This window comes from Rhizobium herbae (genome assembly GCF_019511375.1).
Lineage (GTDB): Bacteria > Pseudomonadota > Alphaproteobacteria > Rhizobiales > Rhizobiaceae > Pararhizobium > Pararhizobium herbae_A.
Map to the genome: position 1 here is coordinate 294,079 of NZ_JAEUAO010000005.1, position 15,058 is coordinate 309,136.

The 15,058-nt window shown below is 63.6% G+C and carries 17 protein-coding genes; 10 read left to right on the forward strand and 7 right to left on the reverse strand.

The window, feature by feature from the left end:
* Positions 1 to 40: 40 nt before the first annotated feature.
* From JNB71_RS20425 to JNB71_RS20435, 3 genes are read left to right on the forward strand one after another with little or no spacing between them, the layout of a single operon-like run.
* Positions 41 to 802, forward strand: a complete 762-nt coding sequence (locus JNB71_RS20425) for a heme ABC transporter permease (protein WP_220373613.1) — start codon at positions 41 to 43, stop codon at positions 800 to 802.
* A gap of 1 nt (position 803) precedes the next feature.
* On the forward strand, positions 804 to 974 hold the full coding sequence (ccmD, locus tag JNB71_RS20430) for a heme exporter protein CcmD (protein ID WP_220373614.1): 171 nt from the start codon (positions 804 to 806) through the stop codon (positions 972 to 974).
* Positions 971 to 1,573: a DsbE family thiol:disulfide interchange protein gene (locus JNB71_RS20435; protein WP_220373615.1), complete on the forward strand. Its 603-nt coding sequence runs from the start codon at positions 971 to 973 to the stop codon at positions 1,571 to 1,573. The genes ccmD and JNB71_RS20435 overlap by 4 nt, the downstream gene beginning before the upstream one ends.
* A gap of 265 nt (positions 1,574 to 1,838) precedes the next feature.
* On the opposite strand, the gene JNB71_RS20440 is transcribed toward JNB71_RS20435, so the two are convergent.
* The 5 genes from JNB71_RS20440 to dapF all read right to left on the reverse strand — a co-directional run bounded on the left by JNB71_RS20440 (position 1,839) and on the right by dapF (position 7,154).
* A complete protein-coding gene (locus tag JNB71_RS20440; protein ID WP_220373616.1) occupies positions 1,839 to 2,426 on the reverse strand; it encodes a DUF2585 family protein in 588 nt (195 codons plus the stop codon).
* Positions 2,423 to 3,097 (reverse strand): septation protein A, encoded by a 675-nt coding sequence (locus tag JNB71_RS20445; protein ID WP_220373694.1) that lies wholly within the window; start codon positions 3,095 to 3,097, stop codon positions 2,423 to 2,425. Before JNB71_RS20445 ends, JNB71_RS20440 begins: the two co-directional genes overlap by 4 nt.
* A 58-nt stretch (positions 3,098 to 3,155) precedes the next feature.
* The gene (ftsY, locus tag JNB71_RS20450; protein ID WP_220373617.1) at positions 3,156 to 4,877 is read right to left on the reverse strand and encodes a signal recognition particle-docking protein FtsY; all 1,722 of its coding nucleotides are present in this window, start codon (positions 4,875 to 4,877) and stop codon (positions 3,156 to 3,158) included.
* 94 nt (positions 4,878 to 4,971) lie between these two features.
* Positions 4,972 to 6,246, reverse strand: a complete 1,275-nt coding sequence (mtaB, locus tag JNB71_RS20455) for a tRNA (N(6)-L-threonylcarbamoyladenosine(37)-C(2))-methylthiotransferase MtaB (RefSeq protein WP_220373618.1) — start codon at positions 6,244 to 6,246, stop codon at positions 4,972 to 4,974.
* Positions 6,243 to 7,154 (reverse strand): diaminopimelate epimerase, encoded by a 912-nt coding sequence (gene dapF / locus JNB71_RS20460; RefSeq protein WP_220373619.1) that lies wholly within the window; start codon positions 7,152 to 7,154, stop codon positions 6,243 to 6,245. Before dapF ends, mtaB begins: the two co-directional genes overlap by 4 nt.
* A 711-nt stretch (positions 7,155 to 7,865) precedes the next feature.
* Here dapF and JNB71_RS20465 point away from each other — a divergent pair.
* Complete coding sequence (locus JNB71_RS20465; RefSeq protein WP_223215932.1) at positions 7,866 to 8,282, forward strand: GFA family protein; 417 nt, start codon at positions 7,866 to 7,868, stop codon at positions 8,280 to 8,282.
* Positions 8,283 to 8,329: 47 nt separating this feature from the next.
* Here JNB71_RS20465 and JNB71_RS20470 read toward each other — a convergent pair whose 3' ends face one another.
* Positions 8,330 to 9,343, reverse strand: coding sequence for an MBL fold metallo-hydrolase (locus tag JNB71_RS20470; protein WP_220373620.1), 1,014 nt, complete (start codon positions 9,341 to 9,343; stop codon positions 8,330 to 8,332).
* A gap of 367 nt (positions 9,344 to 9,710) precedes the next feature.
* Here JNB71_RS20470 and ffh point away from each other — a divergent pair, with 367 nt between their 5' ends.
* From ffh to trmD, 5 genes are all read left to right on the forward strand, one after another.
* A complete protein-coding gene (gene ffh, locus JNB71_RS20475; protein ID WP_220373621.1) occupies positions 9,711 to 11,273 on the forward strand; it encodes a signal recognition particle protein in 1,563 nt (520 codons plus the stop codon).
* A 12-nt stretch (positions 11,274 to 11,285) separates the two neighbouring features.
* Positions 11,286 to 11,588 carry a chorismate mutase gene (locus JNB71_RS20480; protein WP_018328560.1) on the forward strand — a complete coding sequence of 101 codons (303 nt, stop codon included), beginning with the start codon at positions 11,286 to 11,288 and terminating at the stop codon, positions 11,586 to 11,588.
* Between the two features lie 113 nt (positions 11,589 to 11,701).
* Positions 11,702 to 12,064, forward strand: a complete 363-nt coding sequence (gene rpsP, locus JNB71_RS20485; RefSeq protein ID WP_220373622.1) for a 30S ribosomal protein S16 — start codon at positions 11,702 to 11,704, stop codon at positions 12,062 to 12,064.
* A 41-nt stretch (positions 12,065 to 12,105) separates the two neighbouring features.
* Complete coding sequence (rimM, locus tag JNB71_RS20490) at positions 12,106 to 12,723, forward strand: ribosome maturation factor RimM (protein WP_220373623.1); 618 nt, start codon at positions 12,106 to 12,108, stop codon at positions 12,721 to 12,723.
* A 10-nt stretch (positions 12,724 to 12,733) separates the two neighbouring features.
* Entirely contained in the window at positions 12,734 to 13,426 is a 693-nt protein-coding gene (gene trmD, locus JNB71_RS20495) for a tRNA (guanosine(37)-N1)-methyltransferase TrmD (RefSeq protein ID WP_220373624.1), read from the forward strand.
* On the opposite strand, the gene JNB71_RS20500 is transcribed toward trmD, so the two are convergent.
* Complete coding sequence (locus JNB71_RS20500; protein ID WP_220373625.1) at positions 13,408 to 14,154, reverse strand: sulfite exporter TauE/SafE family protein; 747 nt, start codon at positions 14,152 to 14,154, stop codon at positions 13,408 to 13,410. The two genes, trmD and JNB71_RS20500, sit on opposite strands and share 19 nt — an antisense overlap.
* Positions 14,155 to 14,459: 305 nt before the next feature.
* On the opposite strand from JNB71_RS20500, the gene rplS reads away from it, so the two are divergent.
* Positions 14,460 to 14,996: a 50S ribosomal protein L19 gene (gene rplS, locus JNB71_RS20505; protein ID WP_018328565.1), complete on the forward strand. Its 537-nt coding sequence runs from the start codon at positions 14,460 to 14,462 to the stop codon at positions 14,994 to 14,996.
* The last annotated feature ends 62 nt before the right edge of the window (positions 14,997 to 15,058 follow it).

The window sequence follows — 15,058 nt, forward strand, 5'->3', positions numbered from 1 at the left end:
ATTCATTGAAGAGAAGGTCCTTCGGCGTTAAAGAACCATCATGAGCGAAAACAGCCTCAGCATCCGCAAATTCAGCGATCTCGCCAATCCGACACGGTTTTTGGGCCTGGCGGGGCGCGTGCTGCCGTGGCTTGTCGGGTTGACCGTCGTGCTGTTTGCAATCGGCCTCTATCTTTCCTTCACCACCGAGGGCGATTACCAGCAGGGCGAGACGGTGCGCATCATGTACGTGCATGTGCCTGCCGCATGGCTGTCGATGATGTGCTACACGGTGATGGCGGTCTCGGCGCTTGGAACTCTGGTCTGGCGGCATCCGCTTGCCGATGTTTCCGCCCGCGCCGCAGCGCCCATCGGCGCCAGCTTTACCTTTCTCGCTCTCGTCACCGGTTCGCTCTGGGGCAAGCCGATGTGGGGGACATGGTGGGTCTGGGACGCGCGGCTGACCTCGGTCTTCGTGCTGTTCCTGATGTATCTCGGGCTGATCGCGCTCAACCGGGCGATGGACGATCCGGGCAAGGCGGCGAAGGTATCGGCCATCCTGATCCTCGTCGGCTTCGTCAATATCCCGATCATCAAGTTCTCGGTCGAATGGTGGAACACATTGCATCAGCCGGCAAGCGTGCTCAGGCTCGGCGGGTCGGCGATCGATCCGGAATTCCTGTGGCCGCTGCTGGTGATGGCGGTTGCCTTCACGCTTCTGTTCTTCGCGCTGCATATCGCCGCGATGCGCAACGAGATCTGGCGTCGCCGGGTGACCTCGATGCGCCGCCAGGCGGCGCGCGCCGCTGGCCGGGAGGCCTGACATGATGACCCATACCGCCTATGTCGCCGCAAGCTATGGCACCGCCGCCCTTACGGTGGTGGCGCTGATCCTCTGGGTCTGGACCGACGGACGCGCGCGCCGCCGCGAATTGCAGGCGCTGGAGAAGGCCGGCATCCGCCGCCGTTCGGCCCAAGGTGGAGAGGCGCAATGAGCGACGAGGCAACCGAGCTGCAGGGCGCCCGGCCAGGCAAGACGCGCATCGTCCTTGCGCTTCTCCCGCTTTTGATTTTTGCGGGGCTCGCGGCGATTTTCTGGAGCCAGCTCGATTCCGGCCGCGACATCAGCGAAATCCCCTCGGCGCTGATCGGCACCAAGGCGCCGTCGCTCGACCTGCCGCCGCTCGAAGGCGCGACCTTCAAGGGCGCCCCCATGCCGGCGCTCAACGATGCGGCGGTGAAGGGCAAGCTGACGCTGGTCAATGTCTGGGCGTCCTGGTGCCTGCCGTGCCGCGAGGAAAATCCGATCATCCTCGAGCTGGCGAAGGACCCGCGCCTGACGGTGGTCGGGATTAACTACAAGGACCGGACGGACAACGCGCTCAGGTTCCTCGGTGAACTGGGCAACCCCTTCTCCGCCATCGGCATCGATCCGCGCGGCAAGGCGGCAATCGACTGGGGCGTCTACGGCATCCCGGAATCCTACCTCGTCGACGCCTCCGGCACGATCGTCTACAAGCGCGTCGGACCGTTCGATGAGAAAAGCCTGAAGGAAGGGCTTTTTCCAGCGATCGAAAAGGCGACGGCAGGCTGACCAGGCTTGACCCGGCATCCACTCGCAACGGCCGGCCTCCTTATTGACATAGAGCCGGGGGTGGATCCTCGGCTCGAGGCCGAGGATGACCCGAGGGGGCGAGGGTGACCCTACAGCGCCGCGCGTCTTATCAGACGCGCAAAGGTCGCGGTAGCACTTTGAATTGCTGCATGTTTTGTCCTTGAATTGGCTAGGATCTAACGAAACATGCAGTCGGACGAGGGACCGCTGGGTGAACTGGCTTCGTAACGTTCGCAGGTGCGTCTCAAAGAGACGACTGCCAGGCCTTCACGGCCTCCAGTGGATAAACCAGCATCAGCACGTTCAAGGTCAGGTTATCGCGGATCAGCCAGCCGGTGAAAATCTCGAAGAAGATGGCGATGGCGACGGTGGCCGCGACCGGCGCGCGCCAGGCAAACAGGAAGCCGAGCGCCATGAAGACGGTGTCCATCACCGAATTCAGGATGCTGTCGCCGTAATAATCGAGCGAGATCGTCGCGGCGCGGTAGCGGTCGATGATGATCGGCGAGTTTTCCAGGAGTTCCCAGCCGACTTCGATCACCAGCGCCAGAAGCAGCCCGGCGGCGATTGGCCTGCGGCGCAGCACGAGATGGGCAAGGCCGTAGAACAGGAAGCCGTGGATGATGTGCGAGGGGGTGTACCAGTCCGCCAGATGCTGCGAATTGCCGGGGCCGTTGGCGATCGGCTCGAACAGCTTGACATAGCCGCATTCGCAGATCGGGATGCGGCCCATCCAGCACATGATGACCGCCTGCAGGACGACGATGGCGGCGCAGGCGGCAAGCCAGACGGCCTGCCGCTGAGCGGGGTTGCGGGCGTCGATGGCGCTCACTTGCCGGCCTCTTCCGGCGGATTGAGCGAATGCTTCATGATCAGCGGCATCTGGAACATGGTGAAGGCAAGCGTGATCGGCATGGTGCCCCAGACCTTGAAGGCGACCCAGAAATCGTCGGCGGCCTTGGCATCGGGCAGGTAATAGGCATTGGCGCCGCGCCAGACGATCTCGTTGAGGATCGCGAGGAACAGGAAGAACACGCCCCAGCGCAGGGTCAGCTTGCGCCAGCCCTCGGCGTCAAGCTGGAATGCGGCGTTGAAGACATAGCCAAGCAGCGATCTGCCGAAGGCAAGGCCGCCGAGCAGCACCACGCCGAACAGCGTGTTGATGATGGTCGGCTTCATCTTGAAGAACAGCTCGTCCTGCAGGTAGATGCCGAGGCCGCCGAAGACGACGACGACGATGCCGGAGACGAAGGGCATCAGCGGCAGGTGGCCGAGCACGACCTTCGAAACGACGAGCGAAACGACCGTCGCCGCCATAAAGAGCCCGCTGGCGATGAACAGCGGCCCGCCGAGCGTCGCCAGGACCGGAAAATTGGCAGCCAGCCATTCGCCGCGCAGGTTGGCGAAGAAGAAGACGAGCAGCGGCCCGAGCTCAAGCGCGAGCTTCAGCATCGGGTGGTGCCGGTCTTCGGCAGTGGGTCTCGTATCGCTTTCGAATTTCATGGGATCGGTCAAACCTGGTTCGCTTCGCCTCGCCATGTACGCTTCCCACGGCGTGGCATCAATGGGCAATGCCGGCAATCGCATGAGCAAAGTCGCCGGCCTCGAAGGGCTCGAGGTCATCGACGCCTTCGCCGACGCCAATGAAATAGACCGGCAGCTTGTGCTTGGCGGAGATGGCGACGAGAATACCCCCGCGCGCCGTGCCGTCGAGCTTGGTCATGATCAGGCCGTTGACGCCGGCGACATTGCGGAAGATCTCGACCTGGCTCAGTGCGTTCTGGCCGGTGGTGGCGTCGAGCGTCTGCAGCACGGTGTGCGGCGCGTCGGGATCGAGCTTGCCGAGCACGCGGACGATCTTTTCGAGTTCCGCCATCAGCTCGGCGCGGTTCTGCAGGCGGCCGGCGGTATCGATGATCAGCACATCGCTCTTCTTCAGTTTCGCTTGCTCGAACGCCTCATAGGCAAGGCCCGCAGCATCCGCCCCGAGTTTCGAGGAGACGATGTCGGACTTGGTGCGCTCGGCCCAGATCTTCAGCTGCTCGATCGCGGCCGCGCGGAATGTGTCGCCGGCAGCGAGCATGACCTTGAGGCCGGCGCCCGAAAGCTTGGCGGCGAGCTTGCCGATCGTCGTCGTCTTGCCGGTGCCGTTGACGCCGACGACGAGGATGACATGCGGTTTGTGGGAGAGATCAAGCTGCAGCGGCTTGGCGACAGGGGCGAGAACCTTGGTGATCTCGGCCGCCATGATGCGGGTGACGTCCTCGCCGGTCACGTCCTTGCCGTAGCGCTCCGAGGCCAGCGTGTCGGTGACGCGCAGCGCTGTCTCGACGCCGAGATCGGCCTGGATCAGGAGGTCTTCGAGGTCCTGCAGCGTCTCGTCGTCGAGCTTGCGCTTGGTGAAGAGGGCCGTGATCTGGCCGGTCAGCTGCGACGACGTGCGGGCAAGGCCCTGGCGCAGGCGCTGGAACCAGGTGAGTTTCTGTTTGGGGGCTTCGGGCTGGGCTTCGACGGCGGCGCCGCCGGCGGCGAAGCCCTTGGGGAGGATGGGCGTTGCTTGCGTTTCTGCCGCATCTGTCGTGTCGGCCGAGGGGCTATCCCCCTCTGCCCTGCCGGGCATCTCCCCCTCGAGGGGGGAGATCGCTTGCGGCGCGATTTCGGTTCTGTCTTCGAAGAGCGTGGCGGGTTGCCCCCCCTCTGCCCTGCCAGGCATCTCCCCCTCAAGGGGGGAGAGTGGACTCGCGGAAAGTTCCTGCGTTTCGTCAATCGTAGTAGGCTGCGGTGAAGGAGCGGCGGCCTCCGTCTGATCTTCCCCCTTTAGGGGGAGATGTCCCTCCCGGGTCGTGCCTTCGGCAAGCCCGAGGGCAGGCTCCGGCACAGAAGGAGGTACGAAGCTCTCCTCGACCTCGGACGCTTCGGCCTCCACTTCCAGCAGCGACAGCGGGATCAGTCCAAGATCGCCGATCTGTTCGGTCGGGGGGAGAAGTGCGTGTTCCTGTTCTTCCGCGGTCTCTGCCGCGAATTCCGGCGCATCGGCGCTGTCGGCAGAGGGGCCGCCGCCGGTGTCCATCTCCTCCGCCAGCACCGGGTCGGTGGCGACGGGCAGGTCCTCGGTGCGCGAATGCGGCTCGAGCTCGGCTTTGATTGCCCGGGTTTCTTCAGGCGTGAAGGCCGATTCAGCGACGTCCAGAACCGCATCAGCCGCAGGCACGGCGGCGGGCTCGGCTTCGATCGGCTTGTCCTTGCCGAAAGTGAAGACCTTTTTGAGAAAGCTGAGCGCCATTGGGTATCCCGTAAACTCGGGCCGGGTCGGGGCCGTCAGTTGCATGTCCAAAGCGCGACGCGCTTCAGGTCCTTGTCGTTCTCACATGTCACCCCTAGGCCGCTGAGCGGGCTTGGGCAGTATGCGTGAGATGCTTGCCGTTGTGGCCGGTGATCGTCACCTCAACCATATCGCGCGGCGTCAGGCCGGGGACAGCGGCAAGCGTGAAATTTTCCGTATGCGCCAGGCCGTTGTTCTCGACGAGCAGGCTTTGCTGCGTTCCGATCATGCTGTCAAGATGGGCCTGATGGAGCTGAAGTCCAGTGGCGCGCAGCCGGGCGGCACGTTCCTTGACCAGAGCGCGGTCGAGCTGCGGCATCCGGGCGGCGGGCGTTCCTTCTCGCGGGCTGTAGGGAAACACGTGCAGATGGGCGATGCCCGCCTCTTCGGCGAGGCTCACGGCATTCGCAAACATCGCTTCGGTCTCGGTCGGGAAACCGGCGATCATGTCGGCGCCGAAGCTCACCTGCGGCCGCAGCCGGCGGACGTCATCGATGAAACGCAGGGCGTCAGTGCGGCTGTGGCGGCGTTTCATCCGCTTCAGGATCATGTCGTCGCCATGCTGCAGCGACAGATGCAGATGCGGCATGAAGCGCGGCTCATCGGCGATCAGGTCCATAAGATGGCTGTCGGCCTCGATGCTATCGATCGAGGAAAGGCGCAGGCGGCGGATTTCGGGCACCTGTTTGAGAACGGTCTTTGCCAGCAGGCCGAGCGTCGGCGTGCCGGGCAGGTCGGCGCCGTAGCTCGTGGCATCGACGCCGGTCAGGACGACCTCGCGGTAGCCGCTGTCGGCGAGCTTGCGCGCCTGGTCGACGATGGCGCCCATCGGCACGGAACGGGAATTGCCGCGGCCATAGGGGATGATGCAGAAGGTGCAGCGGTGGTCGCAGCCGTTCTGCACCTGGATGAAGGCGCGCACGTGGCCTTCGATGTGCTTCACCATCTGGGGCGCTGTCTCACGCACGCTCATGATGTCGTTGACGCGCAGCTTTTCTTCGGCCGAAACGCCGAAATCGGGTAGCGACCGGTAGGAGGCGCTTTTCAGCTTCTCCTCGTTGCCCAGCACGGCATCGACCTCGGGCATCTCGGCAAAGGCCTGCTTTTCGACCTGGGCGGCACAGCCAGTGACGATGATGCGGGCATCAGGGTTTTCGCGGCGGGCGCGCCGAATCGCCTGGCGGGCCTGACGCACGGCCTCGCCGGTGACGGCGCAGGTATTGACGAGGATGGCATTGTTCAGCCCCGCCCTCTCGGCCTCTCCCCGCATCACTTCCGATTCATAGGTGTTGAGGCGACAGCCGAAGGTTATGACGTCGACGCCGCTCAAAGCGCCCGGCTTTCCGTGGCCGCGATTTCGTCGCGCGACCACAGCCCGGTCGTCGGGTCGACCGTCCCGGACCATTCCCATTCGGCAGGTCCCGTCATGATGACATGGTCGTCGCGCTCGCGCCATTCGATCGACAGGATGCCCGGCGGGGTGGCGCTGGCGACCGTGATCGCCACATTGCGGCCGGTGCGGCCGGTGCGAGCAGCCGAGACGGCGGCGGAACAGGCGGCGGAGCCGCAGGCAAGCGTCAGGCCTGCGCCGCGTTCCCAGGTGCGGGTCGTCAGCGACGAAGGTGAGGTGACCTGAGCCAGGGTGATATTGGCGCGCTCGGGAAACATCGGGTGGTTTTCGAGCAGCGGGCCGAAGCGTTCGAGATCGAACGACATGACGTCGCGATCGACCCAGAAGATCGCATGCGGATTGCCCATCGACATGACGGAGGGCGAATGCAGGATCGGGTCGTCGATCGGGCCGATCTGTAGTTCGATGCGGCTCGTGTCGTAAAATTCCTCCGATAGCGGAATGCGGTCCCACTCGAAAACCGGCATGCCCATATCGACCGAGATCGTGCCGTCGGCATGCTCTTCGGCATTCAGGATGCCGGCGACGGTCTGGAAGGTGAAAGCGCGCCTGCCGGTTTCGCTCGCCAGCGCCTGGACGACGCAGCGCGTGCCGTTGCCGCAGGCCTGTGCCTTCGAGCCGTCGGAATTGAGGATATCGATCCATGCGTCGGTGCCACTGGACTTCGGATCGTGGATCGCCATGATCTGGTCGAACTGGGTGGCCGGATGAGCATTGAGGGCAATCGCCGCTTCCGGTGTCACCTTGTCCTTACGGCCGCGCATGTCGACGACCAGGATCTTGTTGCCAAGCCCGTTCATCCTTGCGAATTCGACCGTTGTGCTCATGAGGTCCGTTCCATCGTTTCTCGCGGTGTATATGGCGGAATTGCGGGGAAATTACCAGTGGTGCGAATCAGCCTCCTCTTGATGGGGCGGTGGATCTCCCACTTCCTCCCCGTCGGGGAGAAGTGGGAGTGTGCGGCGCCGTTTGCTTTCCATCGCATCCTTCAAACATCTTTATCCACGCCCGGAAAATCCGCCGTGGTTTGCTTCAGTTTCACTTGGCCGGGGCGCTGGAAAGTGCCGAGACTAAGGAATTTATATGACGCCTTCCAGCGCCCCGTTCGATGTCTGTCGACTGGCAACTCCGGTTTCTCTGCGGGGATGGCGGCACCTTTTTCCGGTACAGGGTGGCGCTCGACCGATGCCGGATTGCTCCGGTTCTGCGGCGCCACGAAAGGAATTGCTCGTCGCAAGCCCAGTCGCCGCTCCTCATGTGTGCCTCACAGGCACGCCCCGCCCTGTTTCAGGCGGGAGGGAAACCATTTTCTGCCAGTCCACCGGGTAAAGGCGCACGTCCTTCCTCCGCCCGGCACCGGTTCCGTCTCGCCGCGACGCCTCGCAGGGTAGCCGATGACGGAACGCAACGATCATGGCACAGGTTTCTGGGGTGGGGATGAGCGGGGAAACTGCGCGGAGGCGGACGGTCCGTCGAGGCATTGCCATCTTGCTGGTCGCCGGTCATCTTGCCGTCTGTGACCAGACCGGAGACAACAAATGCCTGAAACATCTTCCGTGCTCACCGGAAAATGCATGTGCGGTGCGGTCGAATATGCAGTCGACGATGCCTTCGAATATTCGATGAATTGCCACTGTTCCAACTGTCGCCGCACCACGGGATCGGCCTTCAAGCCGTTCGCCGGGGTCAGGCGGGAGCGGCTACGGGTCCTCAGGGGGGAGGGTGCTGTACTTGTCTACGGCAATGAAGACGATGCCCACGATGTCCACTGCCGGACGTGCGGATCGCTGCTTTATTCCGTCGTGCGCGAGGGTGCCTATGCCCACGTTGCCATGGGCACGCTGGTCGATGCGCCGACGATCCGCCCGTCGGGCCACATCTTCGTCGGCTCCAAGGCGCCGTGGTACGAGATCACCGACGATCTGCCGCAATATCGGGAGTTTCCGCCGGATTGAGGGCGGCTCGCGGCTTGCTTCCTCTTGGCGGGGAGAAGAGGTTGCCGCTAGACCTCAGGCACGTCGAACACCTCACCTGCCCTGAGCGCCCGAAAACGCTCCGGCGCAACGCCTTGCTCGCTCAATGCCTTCTTCAGCGCCGCCTCCGGCTCCTCGATCCCCTCATTGGTCAACTGGATCGTCGCGAAGTGATGGCCGGCGACATAGGCTGCCCGGCAGAGTCGCATGCCCTTCACGGCTTCTGCCGGGTTCTGGTGCTGCGCCTTCATGAACCAGCGCGGCTCATAGGCGCCGATCGGCAGGTTGGCGAGGCGGAAGGAGCCGTGCTTCCTGCAGGCAGCGCGGTAGTTGATGCCGCCATGAAAGCCGGTGTCGCCGATGTGGTAGATTTTTCCGGCGGGCGTCGAAATGACGAAGGCGGCCCAGAGCGCCATGCGGCGGTCACGCGTGCCGCGCGCCGACCAGTGGTGGCAGGGTTCGCAGTCGATGCTGACGCCGTCCGGGAGGGAGAGCCGGTCGCCCCAGTCGACGGCGGACATCTTCGCCGCGGGAATGGCGCGGCGGATGATCATGTCGTTGCCGAGCGGCGTGACGATGTGCGGTCCGTGCGCCTTGTCCAGCCGTTTCAGCGTTGCGATGTCGAGATGGTCATAGTGATTGTGGGTGACGAGCACGATATCGACCGGCGGCAGGTCGTCGAAGCGGATGCCGGGCTCGACGACGCGCTTGGGGCCGGCGAACGAAAACGGGCTGACGCGCGGCGACCAGACGGGATCGGTGAGGATATTGAGGCCGGCGACCTGGATGAGCAGCGTGGCGTGGCCGACCATTGTGACACGCAGGCCATCGACGCGCTCGTCGGGCTTTGCCGGCGGGAACGGACTTGAGGCCTGTTTCGGCCAGGGGCTCCTGCCGCCGCCGAACTGCCAGCGCATCAGTTCGCGAAAGCCGAGCGGCGCCTCGCCCTCCGGGTTGAAGAAATACGTGCCGTCGAAATGATCGGAGACGGGGCCGGTGTAATAGGGGTTGTGCGTCTTCTTGGATGGTGATGTCTGTGTCATGCGGGACCGATCGACGGGATGAGCAGGATGATCTGGTAGGCCGCCAGCGTCATTGTAAGGGTGGATGCCGCTCTTTCCGGCATTTTTGGCCTCTATCCTTGACTTTCCCGCCGCTTTCGTGTTTACCGCCCGCAATCTGCGACAAGAACTGAGACTTGTAGCCGCCGACCGGGACCCATTGCGGTATAAACAGATCCCGGAGGTCAACATCCGACAGCGCGTTGCGCCCTCGGGTGCCTTTTGGCTTTGCGTCTTGTTTTCGTCAAGGAAAAGCACAACGTTTCGGGCATCCGCGCATCTCCCTTTCGAGGCGAAGCCGAGAAAGAAAGGCGCAAAACCAAAAGTCCGAAACGACAAGGATGAAGCGATGTTTGAAAGTCTCCAGGACCGCCTTGGATCAATCCTGAATGGATTGACCGGCCGTGGCGCGCTGTCGGAAGCCGATGTGTCGGCCGCCCTGCGCGAGGTTCGCCGTGCGCTCCTGGAAGCCGACGTCGCGCTCGAGGTCGTGCGCTCGTTCACCGACAAGGTGCGGGCGAAGGCCGTCGGCGCCGAGATCCTGAAATCGATCAAGCCCGGCCAGATGGTCGTCAAGATCGTCCATGACGAGCTGATCGCCATGCTCGGATCCGAAGGCGTGCCGATCGATCTCAATGCACCGGCGCCGGTCGTCATCATGATGGTCGGTCTGCAGGGCTCGGGCAAGACGACGACGACGGGCAAGATCGCCCTTCGCCTGACGACGCGGGACAAGAAAAAGGTCCTGATGGCGTCGCTCGACACGCGCCGTCCGGCAGCTCAGGAACAGCTGCGCCAGCTCGGCGCCCAGACCGGCGTCGATACGCTGCCCATTATCGCCGGCCAGTCGCCGACCGATATCGCCGCGCGCGCCGTGCAGGCCGCAAAGCTCGGCGGTCATGACATCGTCATCCTCGACACCGCCGGCCGCACCCATATCGACGAGCCGCTGATGATCGAGATGGCCGAGATCAAGCGCCGCTCGAACCCGCATGAAATCCTGCTCGTCGCCGATGCGCTGACCGGTCAGGATGCGGTCAACCTGGCGCGCAATTTCGACGAGCGCGTCGGCATCACCGGCCTCGTGCTCACCCGCATGGACGGCGACGGCCGTGGCGGTGCTGCCCTTTCGATGCGCGCTGTCACCGGCAAGCCGATCAAGCTGATCGGCGTCGGCGAAAAGATGTCGGAGCTCGAAGAGTTCCATCCGCGCCGCGTCGCCGACCGCATCCTCGGCATGGGCGATATCGTCTCGCTGGTCGAAAAGGCGGCCGAGAACCTCGACGCCGACAAGGCCCGCGCCATGGCCGAGAAGATGGCCAAGGGCAAGTTCGACCTCAACGACCTCGCCGACCAGCTCAGGCAGATGCAGAAGATGGGCGGCATGGGCGGCATCATGGGGCTGATGCCCGGCATGTCCGGCATGAAGGACAAGATGGCCGCCGCCGGTCTCGACGACAGGCTGTTTTCCCGCCAGCTCGCCATCATCTCCTCGATGACCAAGGCCGAGCGCGCCAATCCCGATATCCTCAAGCATTCGCGCAAGAAGCGCATCGCGGCGGGCTCCGGCACGGATGCGGCCGACATCAACAAGCTTTTGAAAATGCACCGCCAGATGGCCGACATGATGAAGATGATGGGCGGCAAGAAGGGCGGCGGCATGATGAAGCAGATGATGGGCGGTCTTGCCGGCAAGATGGGCCTCGGCGGCATGGGCGGCGGAATGGGCGGCATGCCGGACCTGTCGAAGATGGATCCCAAGCAGCTCGAAGCGCTGCAGAAGCAGGCCGAGGCTGCCGGTCTCGGCAAGGGGCTGCCCGGCGGCGGTTTGCCGGGTTTGGGTGGCGGCATGAAGCTGCCCGGTCTCGGCGGCGGCTTTCCGGGGCTTCCCGGCCTGCCGAAGAAGAAGTGAGGATCGGGGAGCATGGTTGATCCTGCAGTCAAAACAGAACTGTCGAGCTACCGTCAGTCGATCGACAATATCGACGCGGCGCTCGTCCACATGCTGGCCGAACGGTTTCGCTGCACCAAGGCGGTGGGCGTGCTGAAGGCCAAGTACAATTTGCCGCCGGCGGACCCGGCGCGCGAGGAATACCAGATCGCCCGTCTTCGGCAGCTTGCCGCAGACGCGCATCTGGACCCGGATTTCGCGGAGAAGTTCTTGAACTTCATCATCCACGAAGTGATCCGGCATCATGAAGCAATCGCTGCCGATCTCAAGGATTGATCCCGAAAAGTGGATACCGGTTTTCGGACCAGATCGTTCCCGGTGAAATCGGCTTTGACAAATACACAAACAAGGCCGCCACAGGCGGTTGAAGATCTCAAGGAGTACATGACATGGCACTGAAAATTCGTCTCGCCCGCGGTGGTTCCAAGAAGCGCCCGTTCTACCAGATCGTTGTTGCCGATGTGCGTTCGCCGCGCGACGGCCGCTTCCTCGAAAAGGTCGGTTCGTGGAACCCGATGCTGAAGAAGGACGACGCCAAGCGCGTTGAGCTGAACAACGAGCGCATCCAGCATTGGCTGTCGAACGGCGCGCTGCCGACCGACCGCGTGCTGCGCTTCCTCAACGAAGCCGGCATCGCCAAGCGCGAAGCCCGCAACAACCCGGAAAAGGCAGTCCCGGGCAAGAAGGCCCAGGAACGCGCCGCCGAAGCCAGGCAGAAGGCTGAAGACGCCGCTGCAGCTGCTGCCGAGTAAGCCGCGCAACAGCATATTTTTTGAAGGCGGGCGGCGTTTTCATGCCGCCCGTTTTCGTTTATTCGAAGGGCATACTGGAGACCGGCACGGCGATGAGCAAACTGAAGAATCCTGTCCTGATGGGAACGATCGGCGCGGCGCAGGGCCTGCGCGGCGAGGTGCGCGTGAAATCCTTTGCCGCCGAGCCGACGGCGATCGGCGATTACGGCCATCTCCATGCCAAGGACGGCCGCTCCTTCGAGGTGCTCGAGGTGCGCGAGGCGAAGAACGTCGTGATCGTGCGCTTTCGTGGCATCAACGACCGCAACGCCGCCGAGGCGCTGAACGGTCTCGATCTCTACGTCGAGCGAGACAACCTGCCGGACGAGGATCTCGACGACGATGAATTCTTCTATGCCGACCTCGAGGGACTGGAAGCGCTCGACGGCGAAGGCAAGAGCTATGGCACAGTCACCGGCGTCTTCGATTTCGGCGCCGGCGACCTGCTGGAGCTGAAAGGCCCCGGCAAGCGGCCGGTGCTGATCCCGTTCTCCGAATGGTCGGTGCTGGAAATCGATCTGGAAGCCGGCACGATGCTGGTAGATCCGCTCGCGGCCGGGCTGATCGATGACAACCGCGACGATCCGAGCGCACCGTTCAAGCCGAAGAAGAAAAAGTGACCGCCGGACTATGAGCTTTCGCGCGACCGTTCTGACGCTTTATCCGGACATGTTTCCGGGCCATCTTGGCCATTCACTGTCGGGCAAGGCGCTGGAGCGCGGCCAGTGGTCGCTCGAAACCGTGCAGATCCGCGATTTCGCCGAGGACAAGCACCGCACCGTCGATGACACGCCGGCCGGCGGCGGCGCCGGCATGGTGCTGCGGGCGGATATCCTCGCCAAGGCCATCGACCATGCCTGCGCCGGCAACGACCGGCCCCGGCTCCTGATGAGCCCGCGCGGGCGGCCGCTGACGCAGAAGCGCGTGCGCGAGCTTGCGGCCGGTCCCGGCGCGATCATCGTCTGCGGCCGGTTCGAGGGTGTCGACCAGCGGGTGATCGACAGCCGCGGGCTCGAGGAGATCTCGATCGGCGACTATATCCTGTCGGGCGGCGAGCCGGCGGCGCTCACGCTGCTCGATGCGGTCGTGCGCATCCTGCCGGGCGTCATGGGCAACGATCTTTCCGGCGTGCATGAGAGTTTCGAGAGCGGGCTTTTGGAGCATCCGCACTATACGCGGCCGCAGGTGTTCGAGGGCATGGAAATCCCGGCCGTGCTGACATCGGGCCATCACGGCGAGATCAAGAAGTGGCGCGAGGCCGAGGCGCGCAAGCTGACGGCCGAGCGGCGGCCGGATCTTTTGCATCACCCGGTCACAAAGTAGTAAACCGCCAGCAGCAGGCCGACGGCAATGACGATCGCGCGGATGAAGACCTGCGGCACGCGGCGGGCGAGCCAGACGCCGGCATAGCCGCCGAGCGCGCCGCCGGGGATCATGAAGGCGGCATGCAGCCAGCCGATGACATTGCCGCCGGCAAAGACGATGATGGCGACGGCGGCGATCACCATGGCGAGGAAGTTCTTCAGCGCATTGACGCGGTGATAGTCGCCGCCGGTCGACAGGCCAAGCACGGCAAGCATCATGATGCCCATGCCGGCGCCGAAGAAGCCGCCATAGATGGCGGTGACGAATTGCCCGATCAAACCGAGCATCCCGACGGGCGTGCCGCCTTCCTTCGGGTTCGGGCGCAAGAGCGGGCCGAGCGCGAAGATCGCGGTTGCGGCGATCAGCAGCCAGGGCACCATCGCCCGGAACGACGGGTTGGACAGCGACAAGAGGATCAGCGCTCCGGCCAGTCCGCCGATCAGCGAGATGATGCTGAGAATAGCGGCTTCGCGAAAATCCTTGCGGATTTCGCGGCGGTAGGCGAGTGCGGAGGTCACATAGCCCGGAAACTGCACGATCGAGGAGGTGGCGTTGGCGACGATCGGCGGCAGGCCGGCAAGCGTCATGGCGCCGAAGGTCAGGAACGTGCCGCCGCCGGCCACGGCATTGACGGCTCCGGACAGGAAGCCGGCGACAAACAGCAAGCAGGCGGTGATGATGGACATGACGCTCCTCCGGCGATAGAAACGACATAGCCTGCGGGTCAACCGGCGGCAAGACGCCGAAATTGGCATCCGTGCGCTTGCGGGCTTTAGAATTTTTGTCATTCGGGGATGACAAACGCGGGGCTTTGGTGTATTCGCCCGACCGGTTCGGGAATCTCCCGTCGCCTGCAAAACAAAGAATGGTGAATTCGCTCCTGTTTCTCTTGCCGAGAAACAAATCCTGGCGGCGCCCTCTCGAAGGGTTGATCCAAGAGGCATGGTTGAGCGCTCTGGCTGTTTCAGAAGAACTCGAGAAGGTTAGACAAATGAACATCATCCAGCAGCTGGAAGCCGAACAGGCCGCCAAGATCGAAGCCAAGCGCACCCTGCCTGAATTTTCTGCCGGCGACACCGTTCGCGTCAACGTCCGCGTGACGGAAGGTTCGCGTACCCGTATCCAGGCCTATGAAGGCGTCTGCATCGCCCGCTCCGGCGGCGGCATCAACGAAAGCTTCACGGTGCGCAAGATCTCCTACGGCGAAGGCGTCGAGCGCGTATTCCCGGTTTACTCTCCGCTCGTCGAGAGCGTCGAGATCGTTCGCCGCGGCAAGGTCCGTCGCGCCAAGCTCTACTACCTGCGCGATCGCCGCGGGAAGTCGGCCCGTATCGTTGAAGACACCGGCGTTCGCGCCCGCAAGCTGAACGACGCCGAGCGCCAGGCCGTTGCCGACGAAAAGGCACGTCTGGAAGCTGAAAAGGTTGCAGCAGCACAGGCTCTGGCCGCCGAAAAGGCAGCCGCCGAAGCCGCTGAAGCAAAGGCTGCGGCTGAAGCCGCAGCTGCTGCGGAAACCGCAGCGGAATAAGTTTCAATCCTTGAGGGATTGTTGGACAAGGCGGTCTTAGGGCCGCCTTTTTCTTTGGGGGC

What these genes read in the sequence shown, in the direction of transcription:
- JNB71_RS20425 (WP_220373613.1), top strand. Translation starts at nt 41, where the DNA reads ATGAGCGAAAACAGCCTCAGCATCCGCAAATTCAGCGATCTCGCCAAT.
- ccmD (WP_220373614.1), top strand. Translation starts at nt 804, where the DNA reads ATGATGACCCATACCGCCTATGTCGCCGCAAGCTATGGCACCGCCGCC.
- JNB71_RS20435 (WP_220373615.1), top strand. Translation starts at nt 971, where the DNA reads ATGAGCGACGAGGCAACCGAGCTGCAGGGCGCCCGGCCAGGCAAGACG.
- JNB71_RS20445 (WP_220373694.1), bottom strand. Translation starts at nt 3,097, where the DNA reads ATGAAATTCGAAAGCGATACGAGACCCACTGCCGAAGACCGGCACCAC.
- ftsY (WP_220373617.1), bottom strand. Translation starts at nt 4,877, where the DNA reads ATGGCGCTCAGCTTTCTCAAAAAGGTCTTCACTTTCGGCAAGGACAAG.
- dapF (WP_220373619.1), bottom strand. Translation starts at nt 7,154, where the DNA reads ATGAGCACAACGGTCGAATTCGCAAGGATGAACGGGCTTGGCAACAAG.
- JNB71_RS20465 (WP_223215932.1), top strand. Translation starts at nt 7,866, where the DNA reads ATGCCTGAAACATCTTCCGTGCTCACCGGAAAATGCATGTGCGGTGCG.
- JNB71_RS20470 (WP_220373620.1), bottom strand. Translation starts at nt 9,343, where the DNA reads ATGACACAGACATCACCATCCAAGAAGACGCACAACCCCTATTACACC.
- ffh (WP_220373621.1), top strand. Translation starts at nt 9,711, where the DNA reads ATGTTTGAAAGTCTCCAGGACCGCCTTGGATCAATCCTGAATGGATTG.
- JNB71_RS20480 (WP_018328560.1), top strand. Translation starts at nt 11,286, where the DNA reads ATGGTTGATCCTGCAGTCAAAACAGAACTGTCGAGCTACCGTCAGTCG.
- rpsP (WP_220373622.1), top strand. Translation starts at nt 11,702, where the DNA reads ATGGCACTGAAAATTCGTCTCGCCCGCGGTGGTTCCAAGAAGCGCCCG.
- rimM (WP_220373623.1), top strand. Translation starts at nt 12,106, where the DNA reads ATGCCGCCCGTTTTCGTTTATTCGAAGGGCATACTGGAGACCGGCACG.
- trmD (WP_220373624.1), top strand. Translation starts at nt 12,734, where the DNA reads ATGAGCTTTCGCGCGACCGTTCTGACGCTTTATCCGGACATGTTTCCG.
- JNB71_RS20500 (WP_220373625.1), bottom strand. Translation starts at nt 14,154, where the DNA reads ATGTCCATCATCACCGCCTGCTTGCTGTTTGTCGCCGGCTTCCTGTCC.
- rplS (WP_018328565.1), top strand. Translation starts at nt 14,460, where the DNA reads ATGAACATCATCCAGCAGCTGGAAGCCGAACAGGCCGCCAAGATCGAA.